Genomic DNA, 20,803 nt, shown 5'->3' with positions numbered 1-20,803 from the left:
AATCGGTTGTGTAGTAGCTGGTGCTTTCCTTGCATGGCTTTACACCAAACCTGGCAAAAGATGGCTGGATAACTTATAAATAATTTTTATAACAAGCTAAAGCTCTGTGTAAACACACAGGGCTTTTTTATTCAATAAAGTTACTTCCTAAAATAATACCCCAGTGAGAAAGTGACATTATTCTGATAAAGGGAAGATTCGCCGTCGTGTTTGGAAGTACGGCGGTCTAAGGTTCCGCATAGGGCGGATACGGAAAAGAAGAAATTGGAATATTCAACCTGTAATCCGAGATTTACTCCCAGGTCGAACGTTTGAAGGTCTGCCTCGCCCGATTTTCCGAAAACGATATCGGTATCGACATTTTTAGTTCGCATCTTTCCGAAAAGAGAGAAATCGACAGCCGGACCGGCCATCACACTGAAATAGACATCGGTAAACTGGAAAGTATACACCAGGTTGACCGGAACAAGAATGGAATAATAGTTACATTTCGTCTTCGGATAAGCCGGATCCAGCACCTCTCCATCCGAGATTTTGGAAAGATAATTACCTCCCTGATGCACGAATGCGACTTCCGGTTGCAATGACAGTCTCTTATATAAAGGTATCTGCGCCAACCCTGCCACACTGAAACCAAAGCGGGCTCCCGACTGATAATTATTGTCAATCTTCTGTACCAGCGACGAATAAGCCAACCCGCCACGTACCCCCCAGGTAACCTGTGCCGCAGACGGCAAGACCATCAACATCACCAATATTATTACCAATCCAATTTTTTTCATGCTATATCCTCTTTTCTACGAGCAAAGATAGTTTTTTTTTCTAACGATGATACTTATTTCATGAAATTAACGTATGATTCAGCAAATTGAAAGAAAACAGAACATATATCAGTAAATAAAGCCACCCCGACCCTAAAACCGAGGTGACTTACTTTTTGTCTGTTGTTGCTCTTCACAGAGATCGAACAGAAGAACTTTATTTCATTACTTTAGTATTAATATCTACCGCTTGTTCGCCTGTCGCAGGGTAATTGGCTCTTTGTGCGTTGCATGCAATATGAACCACGCGGTAAACAATTTAGAATTATTTGATTTTAAATAATTGCTTATTTTACGATTGCTTTTACAGCAGCTTCGCCTTCTATGGCTACTACAACGATACCTGCAGGAACAGAGATTGTTGCTTCACTTGAAGTGATCATTGTGTTAGCAACTGTCTGACCAAGTACATTGCTGATAGCGACTTTCTTGCCTTCAGCACCCTTGATGATAACAGCGCCGTCTGTAGCAATTACCGATACACTTTCAGTTGAGATTTCGTCGTTAGCTGTCGGAGTTTCTGATGTTTCACGTACATTGAAGACTTCAGCTTCATTCAGTTTTTCAGTCAATACAGGACAACCGTTATGCCATTTTACATAAGCGATCTTGTAACCCTGAGAGGCGTCAGACAAGCTGTTACGAAGAGCTGTTTCGATTACGAAATCTTCTGTTTCTGCATCCACGATACGGAAAGCGAATTTAGCCGGATTGATCTTCTGATCACCTACCAATACTTTCTTAGACGGAGTTTCGATAACCAAAGTATCTACATGATGTACAGCCGGAACAAATCCTAATTTAGTCATTGTAGTTCCTGCATAATAGAACTTGTTGTTCAATTCTGCACGGTGAGCAGCCACAGAGTCTGTGAATGATACCAGGTAACGAGCAGCGATCATTCCAGGAATTTCTTCTGCATGTTCACAATCTTCCTTACCACAGATCGGGCATTTTTGTGTAGCATCTGTTTTGTCTACACCTACAGCCAACATATAGAACGGTTTCTTTGTTTCTCCACGAACATAAGCTGTATCTACAAAGATAGACGGGTTATATTTTTCACGGTTGTAAGTCATACCCAGGAATTCGCCATGTTCGAACAAGAACTCATCAGCATATTCTGTACGGAAGAACTCCAATGTGTCAGGAGCAGCGATCGTACGATAAACAGCCGGAGCATTGCCTAACATTTCCAACTGAGCATTAGCAACCCAATTATAGATATTTTTAGCTTGTCTCAACTCTGCATAGTTGAAATCAAAGTATAGCATGTTCTCATCCAACAATTCTTCTGCATTTGTTACATTATCAGCATCGGTATCTTCTACATTAATAACATTTACAGTTGTTCCTTCTTTGAATTTAACAACATAGTTGTCTGCTGAAACAGTCTCCGATTCTGTAATCAAATCCAATTTATCGCCAGATGTAGCCAAATACTTACCATTATATTCCAGTTCATAACGATAATAGCTGATTGTATCTCCATCCTCCTTCAACTCCCATGCTTCATCGTCTTTATTGTAAACCATGATATCATTGGTAATACGGAATAAGTCCGTTGCTTTTTCGGATTTGATTTTACCATCGTCTCCCATAATGTCAGTCGTAGCCGTCTTTTTCATATTGAAGTTGATAGCAGCGGCAGCATTGTCAGTCAAAACCACTTTACCTTCACCATCGAAACCTACGTAGTTCAGTTTACCAGTCACCTTGTTTACCAAAGTAATAGCATATGTCTGAGCATTACCATTGTTTGCATCATCTTGCTTATAATTACCATAATAAGCAAAAGATTCGCCTCCTAATTCAATAACTTTTGTAATTTCATATTCACTATCATCACTGTAATATACATCACCTGATTTATGACGTAAAGAACCAATTGCAAAATCTGATACAGTTTTCGTTTCACGGTTTGTCAATGCCAATCCGTTTACATCTTCAGTGATGATCCACTGTCCTTCCGGTTTAGAGAAAGCTACATAATCTGCATTTTCCCATGTTGCAGTTGTTGCATTAGGAACCAATGTCTTACCATTATTAGTACCCTTTACTCCCTTGATATTGATTGCATATCCATAATATTTAGATGCATCAAAGTTGTTGCCTTGACCGAATTTAACATAAGTAGTTGATGCATAGTCAGCTTTCTTGTCTACAGTAGAAGCTTTTGCTGTTGTCAGCAAATAGCTACCGTCAACTTCTGCAACCAATAATTCAGCCCACTCAGTATCTATCTTAACAGCAACCTCCAACGGTTCATCAATAACTACATTCGGCTGTGAGATGCGGAATACATAAGATTTGATTGTTTTTTTAGCAGCATCAGTTTCTTTTGCATCAGCTATTAATGCTTCAATCAACTCTTTTGCTGTCATCAAACCAAATTTATAACCTTTCAGCAAATCACCAGTTGCAGGAATCAAGTCAGTATTCTGTTTACTCCATTTCTGATTCAATAATACAACAAACTTCTTAGCATTTGCATTATACAAATAAGATTCTGTATTATCAGCCAAAGCAGTAAATGTAACACCCAGATTTGTATTATCAGTAATCTCATCGTTCGCTTTCAAAGTACCAGCAAAAGCCTCGCCACCTTTCAGCGTGTATTCAGTAAACTTATCAGCTTTGCCATCTTTCAGATAACCAATACCTAAACCGAAACCACTCTTCAGTTTATTATTTAAATCTGTACGTGTGATTGCTGAAGGATCTAATGTGTAAATACCAAAAGCTAAATTGTAACAAGGTTTACTTGTCCCTGAATTAGCAATATCAGATACTGCTACTAATTTCGGTTGGTTAGCAGTATAATCCCATGCCAAATACAAATCAACACCTACAGCCTTTACCTGCAAGCCGTTAAATTCAAAAGTTGAAATAGTTCCATCAGTACTATATTCATAAGAAGTAACGCCTGCGTTAACTTTTTCTGAAAAAGCCAATTTTACACCATTTGCATTTACCAATGAATAACCTAGCACTTTTCCATTTTGCTTAACAGGTACTGCCTTCCAAATATTTTGAGAAGCAACCTGATCTGCGGCAGCATAAGTAAACTCGCCTTTATTCACTGTTAAAGATACTTGACCTGCATCTGGAGCAGTACTTGGCGTACCACTAACAACTCTTAGAATATAATATTCCCCTTCAGTTGTTGCAGTAAAATTGTTTCCTGACAACAAAGTTGTTTGTGCATTTACTCCACTAAAAAGTGACCCGCCTGCTAAAAGCATAGCCACCAAGAAAGTAGAAAACTTTTTGTTCATAATCAATAAATTTAATATTAATAATAGTGTTATATAAAAGTCCTGTTCTATGTCGTTTAAATGTCATCAATTGTTAAATGACTAGTTTAAACGTTCCTTTTTTCTAGTCATGTTTTCGAGCCTTTTTTAACTTCGTGTCAAAAAGTGTGAATTTCGTACTCACTTTTATAATGCGTTGATAAGAAAGAAGATAGATTTGGAAAAAATATTGATGAAATGATTGGAGGTTTGAAAGAATGTCGTAAATTTGCTGGCGAGAAAAAAGGAACGATTATTTTAGTCATATTTTTTCGAGCCTTCGATGTTTGATATTCAATTCCTAGAATACAGTTTTCGAGCCCTTTCAAAAAAGGCATTTTTGACCCTTTTGCCGGTCACCTTTCAAACAGATGCCTACCCGTCAGAACCCCGATGCCTACTCGTTTTCGAGCCGATTACCATCCATTCAGGAAAAGAACGGTTTCAGACGGTGAAATGTTAATGAGTCTCACGAGTCTCATAAGTCTCACCCCCCGTTTTCAATTTTTAACATGCTTGCCTTTTTCCGTCTTCCGGTAGCAACCTATTGATACTAACTCAACTAAACCATATAGCTGGGCATTTTTCAACATACGGAATACGCTCGCACGGCTGATTCCCCGGACGCTCGCCTCGGTCAAAACCTCTGCCGTTTTAAACTCATCGGGCATCGCATCGAACAGGCCGACCTGTGCATCCGGCAATTTGTGATGCTGATCCGCATCGCTGTGCTTCAGACTAGTGCTCACCAGCAACGAATGACGCAGGCAACGCGTACCGATATGGTAAGCTATTTCGAAATCATCGTCCGAAATCTCGATATCTTCCTCCATGCTACGGCTTTCTCCTTTACGTATCCCCGTCAGTGTCATGGCAATACGGAAAATAATCAGGCGATGGCGCAGCACCACCGAAGTCACGTCGCTGTTACCGAATACGCGTACATTATAATATTCACGTTCAAAGTAACGGTCGAGACGTTTACGCTGCTTATCGGAGAAGGACACGAACGTGTGCGATTTCTCCAGGTGTACCGCCATATCGAGCACACGCAACCCCAGATTGTTGAAGTAATGCACACAGCTCATCGTATCGTCCGACGATGTCAGCGGCTGATAATCCGTACGACCGGCAATGCGGTAAATCAACAGACGGCTGTAAAGCCCACTTTCGGTGGAAGGGATCAGCTTCTGCAACATCGCAGGCGTACCGGTTGCCAGGAATCCCAGTTCGGGAGCTTCCACAAAAGAAGTCCCGTTCGTTCTCGAAGAACAACTGATCCGCTCATGATGGAAAGCCTGGTTCAGGACATAGCCGTAACCGCCGAAATCCTGCATCATCGTATTGTTCACCGACTCCAGCTCGGTCTCGAAGAGCAGCGAAGCATAAGGTTTGTTTATCTCCAGCTGTTCGATCATACGCGCCGTAGAGGTATAGCCGCTCATATGAAGCCGCTTTTCATATACCGGTTCGGGCTCTTCGGGGACAGGACCAGCGGGGAGTTTTGCTTTTCCCGTACGCTGCTGCGCCTTGTAAAGCTCATAAGCCTCTTTCTCTTTTTTCGCTTCCTTCACCAAAGCTTTCGAGTTATTCAATACGTACTCCTGCCAGTAGTCGACCAGTTTATGGAGCATGCTGATACAACCCTTTCCACTTCCCGATTCACCAACGATCAGGGTGTAGAAAGGAGGTTTGTAAGGTGTTTTCTTCAACATGCCGCTGACACCGGGCAACACGGTACTAAGCATCGTGATCGAGGATATCGCCATCAGATCGTATTCACGCTCGTCGCCGGACGTTTTGAGAACGTCCAAAAGCAGTCCCGGAAGACGGTCCAGAACAGCCTTGTCGAAGTGGGGCAAACACGCCTCGTCCGGCTCAATATCAAAGCCCATAGGAGACAATTCTTCAGATGCCGGATTTTCAGGAAGAGGGGTGAGACTTGTGAGACTGTTGAGACTCGCCGGCCTGGAAGGAGGCACAGGTGGAGTCCAGGGATTCGATCCGTGCGCCCCGCGATAACGCTGGTAGATATCCGCCACGATGCCCCGGATTTCTTTCTCCGGAAAACCCGGTTCCGAGTAGCGGCGCAGGCATTCGGACTCCACCTCATACTCCGCAAAACCGGCACTGTTCAGCGCCGAAGCCAACTTCACCAAATAGCTGTGGCGGCCTCCGTCCATAAAAGAGTTATCCGATTCGAAACGGTCGATATAATTCGACAACGTCGTCTTTACCGGTTGCCCCGTCACATGTGCGGAAGGTCGGGCTGCCGGAGCTGCCTGTTGCTTTTCAGCCTTCAGTTCTTCGACAGGGATATGCACCACGCGCGATTCCTCTTTATAGAAAGCCTCCGGATCGTAACCCGCAAAGCAGCCGCGGTTGGCGTCCTTGCCCGAAATGTCCACTTTCACGCCCGGAAGGTCGTGTTCGATCATCCGGCTCACATACCCGAATGCCGACTGATGGTCCGCCAAAGAGCTATCCACCAGCACAAACAGTTTGTCACCCGTACCCGAAGGACTGACATGTCCCGCTTTCACATAATCGAGAGCCTCCGCCTGATGCAGAAAATCAAGCGCCGACCCCGGCACATCGTCCAGGTCGATCGGCACACACTGGCTGTAACGTACCATGTGCTCCAATTTACGGCCACCTTCCATCACGCCGCCCGCCACCAGCAGGGGCAGACGCTTCTTCGTGCTCTCGGCATGTTCCGCATCGTGGGCTGCCAAATAGCCGCGCAAACGTTCGACGGCAGCCTTGTGCTTTCCGTTCTTTACTCCGGCAAGGTAATCATCCAAAAAGATGGTTGCGCAGACCGCTGTCTTGAATGCCGATTCAAAGAATGAGCATTCCACTTGTTGTTTTTTCAATTCACTCATGAAACAAATTTTTAATGACACCTGATCAGGGTTCTCCCAAATGGTCTATCAATACGGAGACCTGCTTCGGCGTATACAATTTCTGAAACTTTACCCATCCTGCGGCTTCGAGCTTCGCTTTCAGCCCGCGGGAAGTGCGTATCCATTCCCACATACGTTTATAGGCAATCACCGGTGTCTGACCCGGAAAATACAATTGGGCAAATTCCGTTACCCCATACGCTCTCCCCCAGGGAGACATTTCTCTTTTTTTACCGTCCATACTGTTTTATTTTTTAGACAATTAAGTGACTACAATATACGTATAATATCCATACGTTATCCTCCGAAAGACAACTATTTACAGAAAAAGAAATACATACTGATCATTCCCTACCATCCGGCAGCTTCCGGTGAGAAACAAAGCATATATTATCTTTGTAATGTAGTTCAAAGAGAGCTACTTATTACACTAACCCTTAAACATTTAAAAGTATGTCAGTAAAGTACAAGCTGGTCCAGAAAAAGGACCTTACAAAAGGAGCGGCAGCGGATGCCAAGCGGTATTATGCCTCGGCTCCGGTCAGCGGCACAATGGATTTCGATTCGATCTGTGACGTGGTAGCCGATCGTTCGACGGCGAGCGACGGCGATGTTTCACTGGTGGTGCGCGGGCTGCTGCGTGCCATGGAAGAATCGCTGCTGCGCAACGAGGTCGTACAGTTGGGCAGGCTGGGGAATTTCCGCCTCTCGATCGGCAGCTCGGGAACGGTTGCAGAAAAGGATTTTCAGGCAAGCATGATCCGCAAGCCGAAGATCATCTTCACACCGGGCACGAAATTGCGGGCGATGATCGAAAAGGTCAGCCTCGAACGCATCGGCAAGGAACCGGAACAATCCGGAAGCGACGGGGAAGATGACCGTCCGGTCATTGAGTAACCTTTCTTTAAATCATTCACTTATAAACTTAAAAAAAGATGTCCAAATTCAAACGAATCATCGAATTTATTCTTGCATTGCTGAACTTTTTGTTTCACTTTAAACCATCGACAGATGATGAAGCAACTACCGTCACTCAAACCTATCCTAGCCCTGCTGCTCCGCCTGGCAAGGAAAGGGATCACACTCTATTTACACCTGTCCCTTAGGATCAGGCTGAAGTTATCGTAAGGGCGGTGGGATAAAACCCGCCCTTACCAAATTCATCAATTGTCAATTAAATCGCCACTCTTCCAGACAAAAATAGTATCTTTGTAAGGTCGAGATTAAAGAATCATATATGGAACCATTTATACATCTACACGTCCATACCCAGTATTCCCTGTTGGATGGGCAAGCCTCTATCGATGCTTTGATAGACAAGGCACAGAAAGACGGCATGAACGCGATTGCAGTGACCGATCACGGGAATATGTTCGGTATAAAAGAGTTCTTCAATAAAGTTTCCAAGAAGAACGGTAAGCCGCTCGGAGCTATCAAGGATCTTGAAAAGGAACTGAAGACGCTGAAGGCGAAAGAAGAACTTACGGCTGACGAACAGGCTCGGATAGAAGCAATCCCGGGATTGATAGAAGCTGAAAAGAAAAAGATATTCAAGCCCATCATCGGATGCGAGTGTTATTGTGCCCGCAACGGACGGCATAACAAGTCAACCAAGGAAGACCGTAGCGGTTACCACCTGATCGTGCTGGCTAAAAACCTGCGGGGATATAAAAACCTGATCAAGATGGTCTCCATCTCATGGACCGAAGGCTTCTATGGCCGTCCGCGTATCGACCACGAACTGCTGGAAAAATATCACGAAGACCTGATCGTCTGTTCCGCCTGTCTCGGAGGTGAGATTCCACAGCATATCATGCATGACCGGATAGACAAGGCGGAAGAATCGATCCTCTGGTTCAAGAACCTGTTCGGCGAAGACTATTACCTGGAAATGCAACGGCACGAGACACACGATCCGAATGCCGACTGCACCACGTATCCCAAACAGCAGGAAGTGAACAAGGTCTTGATCGAACTGGCTCACAAACACAATATCAAGCTGATCGCCACCAACGATGTGCATTTCGTCAACCAGGAAGATGCCGAGGCACACGACCGCCTGATCTGCCTCAGTACCGGCAAAGACCTCGACGACCCGACCCGTATGCGCTATTCCAAACAGGAATGGATGAAAACGACCGCCGAGATGAACGCCATCTTTGCCGATATTCCCGAAGTACTCAGCAATACGCTTGAGATAGCCGACAAAGTAGACTTCTACTCCATCGACAGCGGTCCTATCATGCCGACATTTGCCATACCTGAAGAATTCGGAACCGAAGAATCCTACCGCGCCAAGCTGACCGAACAGGATCTGTTCGAAGAGTTTACACGCGACGAGAACGGCAAAGTCGTCCTGAGCGAAGAAGATGCCAAAGATAAGATCAAGAAGCTGGGCGGATACGACAAACTCTACCGTATCAAGCTGGAAGCCGACTATCTGAAGAAACTGACCTACGACGGAGCCAGAGAATGCTATGGCGAAGATCTGTCGGAAGAAGTCAGGGAACGTCTGGATTTCGAGTTGCACATTATGAAGACAATGGGGTTCCCCGGATACTTCCTTATTGTGCAGGACTTTATTAAAGCAGCCCGCGAAGAACTGGGCGTATCGGTAGGTCCCGGACGTGGTTCGGCTGCCGGTTCGGCTGTGGCCTACTGCCTGGGGATCACCAAGATCGACCCGATCAAGTACGACCTGCTGTTCGAACGTTTCCTGAACCCCGACCGTATCTCCCTCCCCGATATCGATACCGACTTCGATGATGACGGACGCGGCGAGGTATTGCGCTGGGTAACGGAAAAATACGGAGCCGACCGCGTAGCACATATCATTACATACGGTACGATGGCAACCAAATCAGCCATCAAGGACGTTGCCCGCGTACAGAAACTTCCGCTTTCCGAATCGAACCGGCTGGCGAAGCTGGTACCGGACAAGATACCGGACATGAAAAAGTTCAAGCTGAAAGATGCGATCAACTATGTGCCCGAGCTGAAAGAAGCCGCCACCGGTAATGATCCGCTGGCACGCGATACATTAAAATATGCACAGATGCTGGAAGGCAACGTGCGTAACACGGGCGTGCATGCCTGCGGCGTTATCATCGGGCGTTACGATATTTCCGATGTCGTTCCGGTAAGTACGGCGAAAGACAAGGAAACCGGCGAAGAAATGCTGGTGACCCAATATGAAGGATCGGTGATCGAAGAGACCGGACTGATCAAGATGGACTTCCTGGGACTGAAAACGTTGTCAATCATCAAGGAAGCCATCGAAAACATACGGCTGACTACCGGTGAGGAGCTTGATATCGACCATATCAGCCTGGAGGATCCACCCACCTACAAGTTATACTGCGAAGGAAAAACAACCGGAACATTCCAGTTCGAATCCGCCGGTATGCAGAAATACCTGAAAGAATTGCAGCCGTCGAAATTCGAAGACCTGATTGCCATGAATGCCCTGTATCGCCCAGGCCCTATGGATTATATCCCTTCTTTCATTGCCCGTAAACAGGGAAAGGAAGAAATCAAATACGATATACCGGTGATGGAACGTTACCTGAAAGATACATACGGTATCACCGTCTATCAGGAACAGGTCATGCTTCTGTCACGTTTGCTGGCCAACTTTACCCGTGGTGAAAGTGATGCCCTCCGTAAAGCGATGGGTAAGAAACTGATTGAAAAGATGAACCACCTGAAATCGAAGTTCATGGCTGGTGGACAAGCAAACGGTTATAAACCGGAAACGCTGGAAAAGATTTGGGGAGACTGGGAAAAGTTCGCGTCGTATGCTTTCAATAAGAGTCACGCCACCTGCTATTCGTGGGTCGCTTACCAGACAGCTTTCCTGAAAGCGAACTATCCTTCGGAATACATGGCTGCCGTACTGAGCCGAAGTTTGTCGAATATCGTGGATATCACGAAGTTCATGGACGAATGCAAGGCGATGGGTATCCAGGTATTAGGCCCGGATGTGAACGAGTCGATCCTGAAATTCAGCGTAGACAAGGACAAGAACATCCGCTTCGGGCTGGGAGCCGTCAAAGGTGTCGGAGAATCGGCTGTACAGAATATTATCGAAGAGCGGAAGAAGAACGGTCCGTACAAAAACATTTTCGATTTTGTGGAGCGGGTGAACCTGACCGCCTGTAACAAGAAGAATATCGAATCGCTGGCTTTGGCGGGTGCATTCGACAACTTCGGCATACAACGCGAACAGTTCTTCGGGGAGACAGGGAAAGGGGAACTTTTCCTGGATACGCTGGTACGCTATGGCAACAAATACCAGATGGACAAGAGCACGGCAGCCAATTCATTGTTCGGCAGCGACGACCTTTCGATTGCCATCGCCAAACCGGAAATTCCGGTATGCCAGCGCTGGAGCGACCTGGAGCGCCTGAACAAAGAAAAGGAACTGGTCGGCATTTATCTTTCCGCCCACCCGCTGGATGAATACCGTATCGTGCTGACGTATGTATGCAACACGGGTATGGCAGAACTCAGCGACCGGGAAAGTCTGAAAGGGCGCGAGATACTGCTGGGCGGCATCGTCACCGATTTCCGGGAAGGGATGACCAAGACGGGCAAGCCTTACGGGGTAGTCAAGATAGAGGACTTTACCGGTAGCGGCGAGATCGCCTTGTTCGGCAACAACTATATAGAGTACAGCAAATACTGTAAACTGGGTATGTACCTGCTTATCACCGCCCGCGTGGAACCACGCCGCTGGAATGAGAACGAGCTCGATTTTAATATCGGCTCGATCCGCCTGTTGCAGGACGAGAAAGACAAGCTGATCGAGAAGATCAGCATTACCCTGCCGATACATGACCTTGACGAACCTACAGTCAATGAATTATCGGTGCTGATCAAGAACAATCCGGGTCAGAGCCTGTTATATTTCAGAGTAGTGGACGGAGAACACAATATCGCACAGAATTTCTTCTCACAGAATATCCGGTTGAACGTGACAAGCAAGCTGGTTGAATTCCTGCAGGAGAATGAGAATATTGATTTCAAAATTAACGGGTAAAGTTGTACGGTGCAGAAAGAATTAGTACTTTTGGCACCGCAAAAGGGAACAATTTAAATTAGATATACAATTATGGCACTAGAAGTTACAGATGCAAATTTTGAAGAGTTAGTAAACTCAGGTAAGCCTATGGTCCTTGACTTTTGGGCAGAATGGTGTGGTCCTTGCCGCATGGTCAGCCCGATCATCGATGAACTGGCAACCGAATATGAAGGACGCGTTACAATCGGTAAGATGGACGTAGACAACAACAACGACGTTGTCGGTCAGTTTGGAATCCGCAATATCCCGACCGTATTGTTCTTCAAGGACGGTAAGTTGGTAGACAAACAGGTAGGCGCAGCTCAGAAGCCTGTTTTTGTTGCTAAGATCGACGCTCTTTTATAATCATTTCATAGCGCGCAGCATTTCGCGCTTTCCCGGAGGGCCGGGTATTCTTTCAACGGAATACCCGGCCTTCTGCATCATACGGCGGACTACTCCTTTGGCACAATAGGTGGTAAGGATCCCTCCTTCCGACGTATGCGCATAGATTTTATCGAATATCTCCTGGCTCCACATCTCCGGCTGCTTGTCCGGGGCAAAGGCATCGAAATAGACGAGGTCGATGTCTTCGGGTAATTGGCAGGTATTGCTGTCCCCCTGTATCTTATGCAAAGTGAAACGGTCGGTAATCTTTGCCGCTTCATTCCAGGATGCGGCATGTAACGCGCCGAACCATTCTTTCTTTTCCGGACAGATCATGTCTCCGTAGTTCAATGCCCCGACCAATTCAGGGGCTAGCGGATAAAGCTCGACAGAGTAATAATTCACAGAACGGTTATTCTCTTCCGCATCCAGCAAGGTCAGGAAGGCATTCAACCCTGTCCCGAAACCGATTTCGAAGACGGTAATATCTTTTTTGGTCTGATGATGCAATCCGGCTTCAATAAAAACATGGCGCGACTCCTGTACCGCCCCGTTCACTGAGTGGTAGTGTTCGTCCATTTCCGGGATAAATAAAGTATGACTGCCGTCGGCTGTCTGCTGCAATTCGCGATTGATATGATTCTGTTCCACGATATATCTCTATTAATATTGCAAAGGTAGAGAAAATATTATCTTTGTAAAAAAATAGTCTGATGTACTGGAAATTCATTTGCTCCATCCTACTCTCCGTGATTTGTCCGCTGGTAATGACAGCACAAAAAACCTATTCCGTCAAAGGCATAGTAAAAGAAGCCGCCAGCGGGGAACCTATTCCCTACGCAACCGTGATCATATGGAATACGACACAGGGTACAGCCACCGACTCTGTCGGCCATTTTGAAATAACCGGAATCACGCCCGGCAGCTATCGCCTGCAAGCTTCGTTTCTGGGATATAAACCGACGGTAACGGCAGAATTCCGCGTCGCCAATAAAGACATCTTTTTCCCGATCGAGCTGGAACCTGCCAGCGAAAGCCTGCAGGAAGTGAGCGTCGTCGCCTCCCCGTTCCGTAAAACGGCTGAAAGTCCGCTCGGCTTGCGCGTCATAGGATTTAAAGAGATTGAAAAGAGTGCCGGCGGAAACCGGGATATATCACGCGTCGTCCAGTCTTTTCCCGGAGTGGCTTCGACGGCTGCATTCCGAAATGACTTGATGGTGAGAGGCGGGGGACCGTCAGAAAACCGTTTTTTCCTGGATGGGGTAGAAATTCCGAATATCAACCATTTCTCCACACAAGGGGCTTCAGGCGGACCGGTCGGGATCATTAATCCGGATTTCATACGTGAAGTGAATTTCTATTCGGCAGCTTTTCCGGCAGCCAGGGGAAACGCGCTGAGCTCCGTACTGGATTTCAAACTACAGGACGGGAATAAGGAAAAGTTCTCCTTACGCGGCGTATTGGGAGCTTCCGATATAGGGGTGTCAGTCAACGGACCTATGGGAGATAAAACGACTTACCAGGTATCCGTCAGGCGGTCATACCTGCAATTCCTGTTCGATATGATCGGGCTTCCTTTCCTGCCGACCTTCACGGACGCACAGTTCAAGATAAAACATTCTTTCAACAAGAAAAACGAACTGACATTTCTCGGTCTGGGAGCTATCGACGATATGAAACTGAATACCGGAATGAAAGACATGAGCGAGAAGAACCAGTATATCCTGGCTTACCTGCCGGTTGTCAAGCAAAAGACCTATACGCTGGGAGCCGTCTACAAGCATTATGCAGGAAAAAATATCTATTCGCTGATCGCCAGCCGCAGCCAGATGAACAACAAAAACATCAAATATCGTGATAATGACGAAAGTACGCCAGATAACCTGACGCTGAATTACCGTTCGGACGAGATCGAGAACAAATTCCGCAGTGAGAATATCTTCCGTCTCCCTTACATACAATTGCAGGTAGGCGGCAACGTCGACTACTCGGAATATACCAATCACACTTTTCAGAAACAATTTACGACCAATCCCTACGAGATTACCTACCGGACCGACCTGGGGATATGGAAATGGGGATTATATGCCACTGCCATCTATGAAAGCGACAATGAGCGTTTTACCGCATCATTGGGACTTCGTACGGATGCCAGCAATTATTCATCCGAAATGAATAACATGCTCGACCAATTGTCCCCGCGCCTGTCACTTTCCTACCGGATTGCCGGGGACGTTTACCTGAATGCCAATGCCGGACGTTATTACGAGCTTCCTCCTTACACCGTGATGGGTTTCAAAGACAATAACGGCAATTATATCAATAAGTCCAACGGCCTGCAATATATCCGCAGCGACCAGGCGGGTCTCGGACTGGAATACCGCCCTTCTTCTTATCTGAAATTCACGGCTGAGGGATTCTACAAGCATTATAATCGTTACCCGATGTCGGTCATCGACAGCATTCCGCTCGCCTCCAAAGGGACCGACTACGGTGTACTGGGAAATGAAGCCGTTACTTCCACAGCTACCGGACGCGCCTACGGGATGGAGCTGATGGGACGCTGGTACAATTATAAAGGGCTTACCTTCATCGCCTCCTATACGTATGTGAGAAGTGAATTTAAGGACGGCAGAAATACAGGCAAATACCTGCCTTCTGCCTGGGACAATAAGCACCTCTTCACATTCAGCGGGACGTATTCCCTCCCCCGTAACTGGGATATAGGAGCCAAACTCCGGGTAGTCGGCGGTGCTCCCTATACTCCTTACGACGTAGAAAAGAGCAGTTATGTGGAAGCGTGGGATGCCAGCGGTAGCCTTTACTACGATTACAGCCGCTTCAACAGCGAGCGCCTGAAACCGTTTACCCAGCTGGACCTGCGTGTGGACAAGACGTTTTACCTGAACAAAATCATGCTCGGCTTCTATATCGACCTGCAAAATGTACTTAATTCGAAATACAAAGAGCAGGATGTATACATAAAAACGGGAAAGATCGTAAATCCCGAAGCTCCCAGGGGTGAACAACGGTATGAACTGAAGCCTGTAGAACGTATGACTGGGACCTTATTACCCAGCATCGGCATCATGATTGAAATATGATACCCTTGATTTTCTTGCGTTTTTCTTTGCCATAGTTCTGCATACCTCACAAATAATGTCTATTTTTGTAGCCGGGATTAAGGACTGTAACAGATAAGGTATCAATGTTTAATACAACTTTAAGAAATAGAATACACCACATACGAATATTGTTTATACTTGTATGCTTATCGTTGACTATCCCATGTCATGCTGAAGAGGATACCCACCCCATTCTTATCATCAGCTCCTATAACCCGGACACCCGCAATACGACTCAGAACATCTCCGAATTTATGGAGGAATACAAACGTCTGGGGGGCACCGCACCGGTCATCATCGAAAACATGAACTGCAAAAGTTTGCCGGAGGCTCCTTTGTGGAAGAAAAAAATGGAAACCTTGCTGGAAAAATACAAGAACGAAAATACTCCGCAGATTATAGTTATCTTAGGGCAAGAAGGATGGGCTTCCTACCTCTCACAAGACCATCCGATTCTGATAGACATACCTGTCATATGCGGTATGGTCAGCAGCAATGCCGTCATACTGCCGGACTCCAGTACCAGGATGAGTGAATGGGAGCCGGAAAGCATAGATATCAAAAGTTATGCCGACAAAGGATATCATCTCACGGGATTTACCTATAATTACGATATAAAAAAGAACCTTAAACTGGCCCTGGACCTTTATCCTGCGACAAAACATTTCGCATTAATAACAGACAACAGCTACGGCGGTATCGCCCTGCAGGCACTGGTAAAAAAAGAGTTGAGAGAATTTCCGGAGCAAAGCCTGATCTTACTGGACGGACGAAAGAACAATATTTATACGATTGTCGAACAAATAAAAAAGCTACCCAAAGAAACTGTTATCTTGTTAGGTACATGGCGTGTAGATGTAAACGATGGCTATTATGTAGGTAATGCGACTTACACCATGATGTCCGGCAACCCGACTCTCCCGGCTTTCACTCTGACATCGATCGGACTCGGTCACTGGGCTATAGGAGGTTATATCCCTAAATACCGTCCGATAGGAAAAGATCTGGCCAGGCAGACTATCGATATCCAGACAAAAAAGGTACAGCTTACAGATATAGAGACGATAAATATACCTAACACCTACACTTTCGATGCCAAAAAGCTGAAAGAATTCAACATTGAAAAAGGTAGTTTACCCGATGATTCTATATTGATCAACACCGACGGGAATCTGTTCGTGAAGTACAGATTCGAGATTCTGTTGATCGTGGCCTGCGTATTATTGCTCTTCCTGGTCATGATCCTGTTCTTCCTGTTCAAAACCAACCGGCTGAAAGACAAACTGCTGGATATACAGAAAGACAATGTTATTATTATGAATAACATACAGTCTTCCATCCGCTTTATCAAACCGGATTACTCGGTGAAATGGGAAAACCAGATCAAAATGCCGTGCAGACCCCAATACGGTCCCACAAACTGTTGCCTGGTTAAAAACGGACAAAAGCCTTTCTGCGACGAATGTGCACTGATATCCGCCATGGAAAGTAAAAAGCCTTTCGAATTAACTAAACAATGTGCTCCGGGCGAATATACGCATGTATTTGCCAATCCGATCATAGACTCGAAAGACAATTTATTGGGTGTCGTATTCAAAAAAGAGAATGTCACCAGACAGAAACTGGCCGAAAACGAGCTGAGACTGGCAAAAGAGAAAGCGGAAGAATCCGACCACCTGAAATCGGCATTCCTTGCCAACATGAGCCATGAGATACGTACGCCTCTGAATGCGATCGTCGGTTTCTCCGGGTTGCTCGCCATGACTGACGAACTGGAAGAACGGGAAGAATATATCAGTATCATCAACAATAACAACGAGCTCCTGTTACAATTGATAAACGATATTCTCGACCTGGCAAAGATCGAGGCCAACACGCTTGAATTCGTCTACTCGGATGTCGACATCAATCAGTTGTTATGTGACATAGAACAAACATCGCGCCTGAAAGCAGCCGAGGGTGTAAAGGTTTCATTCACAGAAAAAATGTCGCATTGCATTATCAGGACCGACAAAAACCGCCTGTCGCAGGTTATGACCAACTTCATTAACAATGCGATCAAATTCACCAAAGAAGGAAGCATACGTTTCGGATACAAACATAAAGAAAACAAACTGAAATTCTTCGTAACCGATACGGGGTGCGGTATTGATAAAAGCATCAAGGACAGTGTCTTCCAACGTTTTGTCAAACTGGATAATTTCGCACAGGGGACAGGACTCGGGCTGTCTATCTGCCAGATGATCGTGCAGAAGCTGGAAGGAGAGATCGGTGTGGAATCGGAATTGGGAGAAGGATCGACTTTCTGGTTCACACTGCCTGATTCAGTGATCGAAGAGTCGCATATGGCGGTTCCCGGACCAGCCAGAATTGAAATACAGAGTAATGCTTCTACCGGCAGTGACAGTAAAAAGGCGACTTTGCTGATAGCCGAGGATAATGAAAGCAATTACATTTATATAAAAGCCATATTAAAAGAATACAACCTTATCCATGCGTGGAACGGGCAGGAAGCTGTAGAACTGTATAAGAAATATCATCCGGACATGATCCTGATGGACCTCAAAATGCCGCTCATGGACGGTTACCAGGCTACCCGGGAAATACGTGAGGACAACACGGTCATACCTATTATTGCTGTAACCGCTTTTGCATTTGCCGAAGATGAGCAACGCGTAAAGCAAAGCGGGTTCAATGATTATGTAGCCAAACCAATCAAGCCGGACAGCCTGAAACAGAAAATATCGGAACTTCTGTAGAGTTTTAGATAGAACGTGTACCGGGGAACTGCATAGTAAATGTCGTTCCTTTTTCCATCTCTGAAGTAACAGTAATATTTCCGCCATGCCGGTTCAATATTTGCCGGCAGACGCTCAATCCGATACCCGATCCTCCTTGTTTGGTAGTAAAGAAAGGTACAAATACCTTATCCAACGCTTCAGGAACAATACCGCTGCCATTATCTGTCACGGTAATTACCGGCATGCCGTCGCGTCTGAAAGCCTCTATGCGGATTTCAGGAAACTCATTGTCACAACAGGCTTCTACCGCGTTCTTTAACAAATTAATAAGGACTTGTTCGATCATGCTCCGATCGGCATACAACCGCAATTCGCTCGGGCGAATGGAGTAAACGACCTGTATGCCTTCTGCCGGAACCAGTTTCTGCAAGTCGCTGAACAAAGTCGATACCGGGAATATCTGCATGGTAGGAGTCGGGATGCGCGTCAACTTGCGGTAATTCTCCACAAAGTCGAGCAACCCTTTGCTACGACGGTGAATGGTTTGTATTGCCTGGAGCATAACTGCATAATCACGTTCATTCATTCCATTCAAAGTGGCCCGCTCGGTAACCGTTTCCGACAGGGAGATAATGGGAGCGATCGAGTTCATGATCTCATGCGTAAGCACACGGATCAGTTTCTGCCAGGCATCCGTTTCTGCCTCCGCTACCACTGCATTATAGAGCCGGGAACGGAATGCATTCAACGCCTCGTTCATCGAACGGGTCAGCTGGGCTTCGGCATCTCCCGAAGAAGGTACCGGGAAAGAAAGATTCAGGTCGCCGTAATGGATATTCGCTATCAGATGTTCCATCCGGCGGATTGCCTTCTGCTGGTCCAGGTACAGGGAAACAGCCAATATAATCAAGATAGCTCCCACCATAACCGATGTGAAGTAAAGACCTTTCAATAGCAAGAAAGCGACTGCCAGCGAAAGCAAGACAATCAGCAGGATCTTTATCGGGACGATATAACGTTTCATAGGCCCAGCTTATCCAGTTTCCGGTACAAGGCAAAACGAGTAATTCCCAATAATTCTGCAGCCCGCGTCACATTTCCTTCGGCACGCCGCAAAGCCCGTTCGATCGCTTCCTTCTCCAGGATACTCAGGTTAAGTTCTTCCAGGTCCGCAGTCTTGTTGGAGACCGTCGGCTGCAGCATAAAATTCTCCGGTCTCAGCATCGTACCGTCAGACAAAATCACAGCACGTTCGATCGCATGCTGCAACTCACGAACATTGCCGGGCCAGTTATAATTTTGCAACTTGCTCCGCGCGTCACGCGACAGTCCTCTGATCTCTTTCTTGTATTTCCGGGCATAACGTGCCAGGAAATAGTCAGCCAGCAGCTGGATATCATTACCACGTTCCCGCAATGGGGGAATATGCAGTTCGATCGTATTGATACGGTATAGTAAATCCTGGCGGAAAGTTCCCTGCCCTACCATCGCATGAATATTCATATTGGTTGCCGAGATCAGGCGGACATCGATAGAGATCGGACGGGTTGCACCCAAACGGGTGATCTGCTGTTTTTCTATGGCTGTCAGCAATTTGGCCTGCATGGGCATACTCAGGTTACCGATTTCATCGAGGAACAGTGTACCGCCGGTTGCCACCTCCATACGTCCCGGCTTATCGCGGCGGGCATCCGTAAAGGCTCCTTTCTCATATCCGAACAGTTCGCTTTCGAAAAGCTGTTCGGGAATACTCCCCAGGTCGATCCCGACAAAGACCTGGTTGTTACGCGGCGAATGATGATATAAAGCACGCGCCACAAGATCCTTGCCCGTGCCGTTCTCTCCCAGTATCAGGATATTCGCATCGGTATCGCGCAGCTTCTCTATGGTCGTGAATATCTCCTGCATGGCATTGCTTTCACCGATAATCTCAAACCCATCGTTTTCCGAGCTTTCAAGAGCAGCGACCTGACGCTTCAGCGACCGCACCTCGGTACGGCTCTCACGGAGTTTCAGGGCAGCGGACAAGGTGGCAAGCAACTTCTCTTTCTCCCAGGGTTTGGGTATAAAATCGGTAGCTCCGGCTTTGATGGCACGTACTGCCTTTTCGGTGTCTGCATAAGCGGTTATAAAAAGAACGACGGCGTCCGGATCAGTCTTTTTTATCTTCTCAAGCCAGAAGAAACCTTCCTGCCCACTGATAGCATCCCGCCGGAAATTCATATCCAGTAAAATAACATCGGGCACATAACTCTCCATAAAATGCTCGATCCGTTCCGGCTGTGTCGTTACACGTATCTGTTCGACATAAGGTTCCAACAACAGATTCAATGCAAAAAGCACATCTTCATTATCATCGATGATCAATATCTTCCCTTGTTTCATTCCTGTATCTGATTTGGTTGTAAAGATACGTATAAAAGTAGTTGCATGTGTGTGCGAATACGAACGTTTTTCGTGCGCTC

Annotated in this window: 12 protein-coding genes; 5 read left to right on the top strand and 7 right to left on the bottom strand. The window is 46.2% G+C overall.

Features of this window, described 5'->3' with window-relative positions:
* Positions 1 to 140: 140 nt before the first annotated feature.
* The 4 genes from DXD68_RS19915 to DXD68_RS19900 form a co-directional block, all read right to left on the bottom strand.
* Positions 141 to 782, bottom strand: a complete 642-nt coding sequence (locus DXD68_RS19915; protein ID WP_122363241.1) for a porin family protein — start codon at positions 780 to 782, stop codon at positions 141 to 143.
* A 326-nt stretch (positions 783 to 1,108) separates the two neighbouring features.
* Positions 1,109 to 4,099 carry a DUF6383 domain-containing protein gene (locus DXD68_RS19910; RefSeq protein ID WP_147383016.1) on the bottom strand — a complete coding sequence of 997 codons (2,991 nt, stop codon included), beginning with the start codon at positions 4,097 to 4,099 and terminating at the stop codon, positions 1,109 to 1,111.
* 518 nt (positions 4,100 to 4,617) lie between these two features.
* A complete protein-coding gene (locus DXD68_RS19905) occupies positions 4,618 to 7,002 on the bottom strand; it encodes a DUF3987 domain-containing protein (RefSeq protein ID WP_122363239.1) in 2,385 nt (794 codons plus the stop codon).
* 25 nt (positions 7,003 to 7,027) lie between these two features.
* Positions 7,028 to 7,264 (bottom strand): DUF4248 domain-containing protein, encoded by a 237-nt coding sequence (locus tag DXD68_RS19900; RefSeq protein ID WP_122363238.1) that lies wholly within the window; start codon positions 7,262 to 7,264, stop codon positions 7,028 to 7,030.
* Between the two features lie 212 nt (positions 7,265 to 7,476).
* Here DXD68_RS19900 and DXD68_RS19895 point away from each other — a divergent pair, with 212 nt between their 5' ends.
* The 3 genes from DXD68_RS19895 to trxA all read left to right on the top strand — a co-directional run bounded on the left by DXD68_RS19895 (position 7,477) and on the right by trxA (position 12,451).
* Complete coding sequence (locus DXD68_RS19895) at positions 7,477 to 7,920, top strand: HU family DNA-binding protein (protein WP_122363237.1); 444 nt, start codon at positions 7,477 to 7,479, stop codon at positions 7,918 to 7,920.
* A 340-nt stretch (positions 7,921 to 8,260) separates the two neighbouring features.
* Entirely contained in the window at positions 8,261 to 12,064 is a 3,804-nt protein-coding gene (gene dnaE / locus DXD68_RS19890; RefSeq protein ID WP_122363236.1) for a DNA polymerase III subunit alpha, read from the top strand.
* 72 nt (positions 12,065 to 12,136) lie between these two features.
* Positions 12,137 to 12,451: a thioredoxin gene (gene trxA, locus DXD68_RS19885; protein ID WP_122363235.1), complete on the top strand. Its 315-nt coding sequence runs from the start codon at positions 12,137 to 12,139 to the stop codon at positions 12,449 to 12,451.
* Here the strand turns inward: trxA and mnmD are convergent, their stop codons facing one another.
* Entirely contained in the window at positions 12,452 to 13,108 is a 657-nt protein-coding gene (mnmD, locus tag DXD68_RS19880; protein ID WP_199715781.1) for a tRNA (5-methylaminomethyl-2-thiouridine)(34)-methyltransferase MnmD, read from the bottom strand.
* A 131-nt stretch (positions 13,109 to 13,239) separates the two neighbouring features.
* Between mnmD and DXD68_RS19875 the strand changes: the two genes are divergently transcribed.
* Positions 13,240 to 15,576, top strand: a complete 2,337-nt coding sequence (locus DXD68_RS19875) for a TonB-dependent receptor (protein WP_410510736.1) — start codon at positions 13,240 to 13,242, stop codon at positions 15,574 to 15,576.
* Positions 15,577 to 15,680: 104 nt separating this feature from the next.
* On the top strand, positions 15,681 to 18,356 hold the full coding sequence (locus DXD68_RS19870) for a response regulator (RefSeq protein WP_122363232.1): 2,676 nt from the start codon (positions 15,681 to 15,683) through the stop codon (positions 18,354 to 18,356).
* A 4-nt stretch (positions 18,357 to 18,360) separates the two neighbouring features.
* Here the strand turns inward: DXD68_RS19870 and DXD68_RS19865 are convergent, their stop codons facing one another.
* Positions 18,361 to 19,362 carry a sensor histidine kinase gene (locus DXD68_RS19865; RefSeq protein ID WP_122363231.1) on the bottom strand — a complete coding sequence of 334 codons (1,002 nt, stop codon included), beginning with the start codon at positions 19,360 to 19,362 and terminating at the stop codon, positions 18,361 to 18,363.
* Entirely contained in the window at positions 19,359 to 20,723 is a 1,365-nt protein-coding gene (locus DXD68_RS19860; RefSeq protein WP_122363230.1) for a sigma-54-dependent transcriptional regulator, read from the bottom strand. Before DXD68_RS19860 ends, DXD68_RS19865 begins: the two co-directional genes overlap by 4 nt.
* Positions 20,724 to 20,803: the final 80 nt, after the last annotated feature.

Origin of the sequence: Parabacteroides sp. TM07-1AC (genome assembly GCF_003480915.1) — a bacterium.
In the GTDB taxonomy this organism is placed as follows: domain Bacteria; phylum Bacteroidota; class Bacteroidia; order Bacteroidales; family Tannerellaceae; genus Parabacteroides; species Parabacteroides chongii.
The sequence above is the reverse complement of the archived record's forward strand: the minus strand, read 5'-3'. Positions and strand labels throughout refer to the sequence as shown.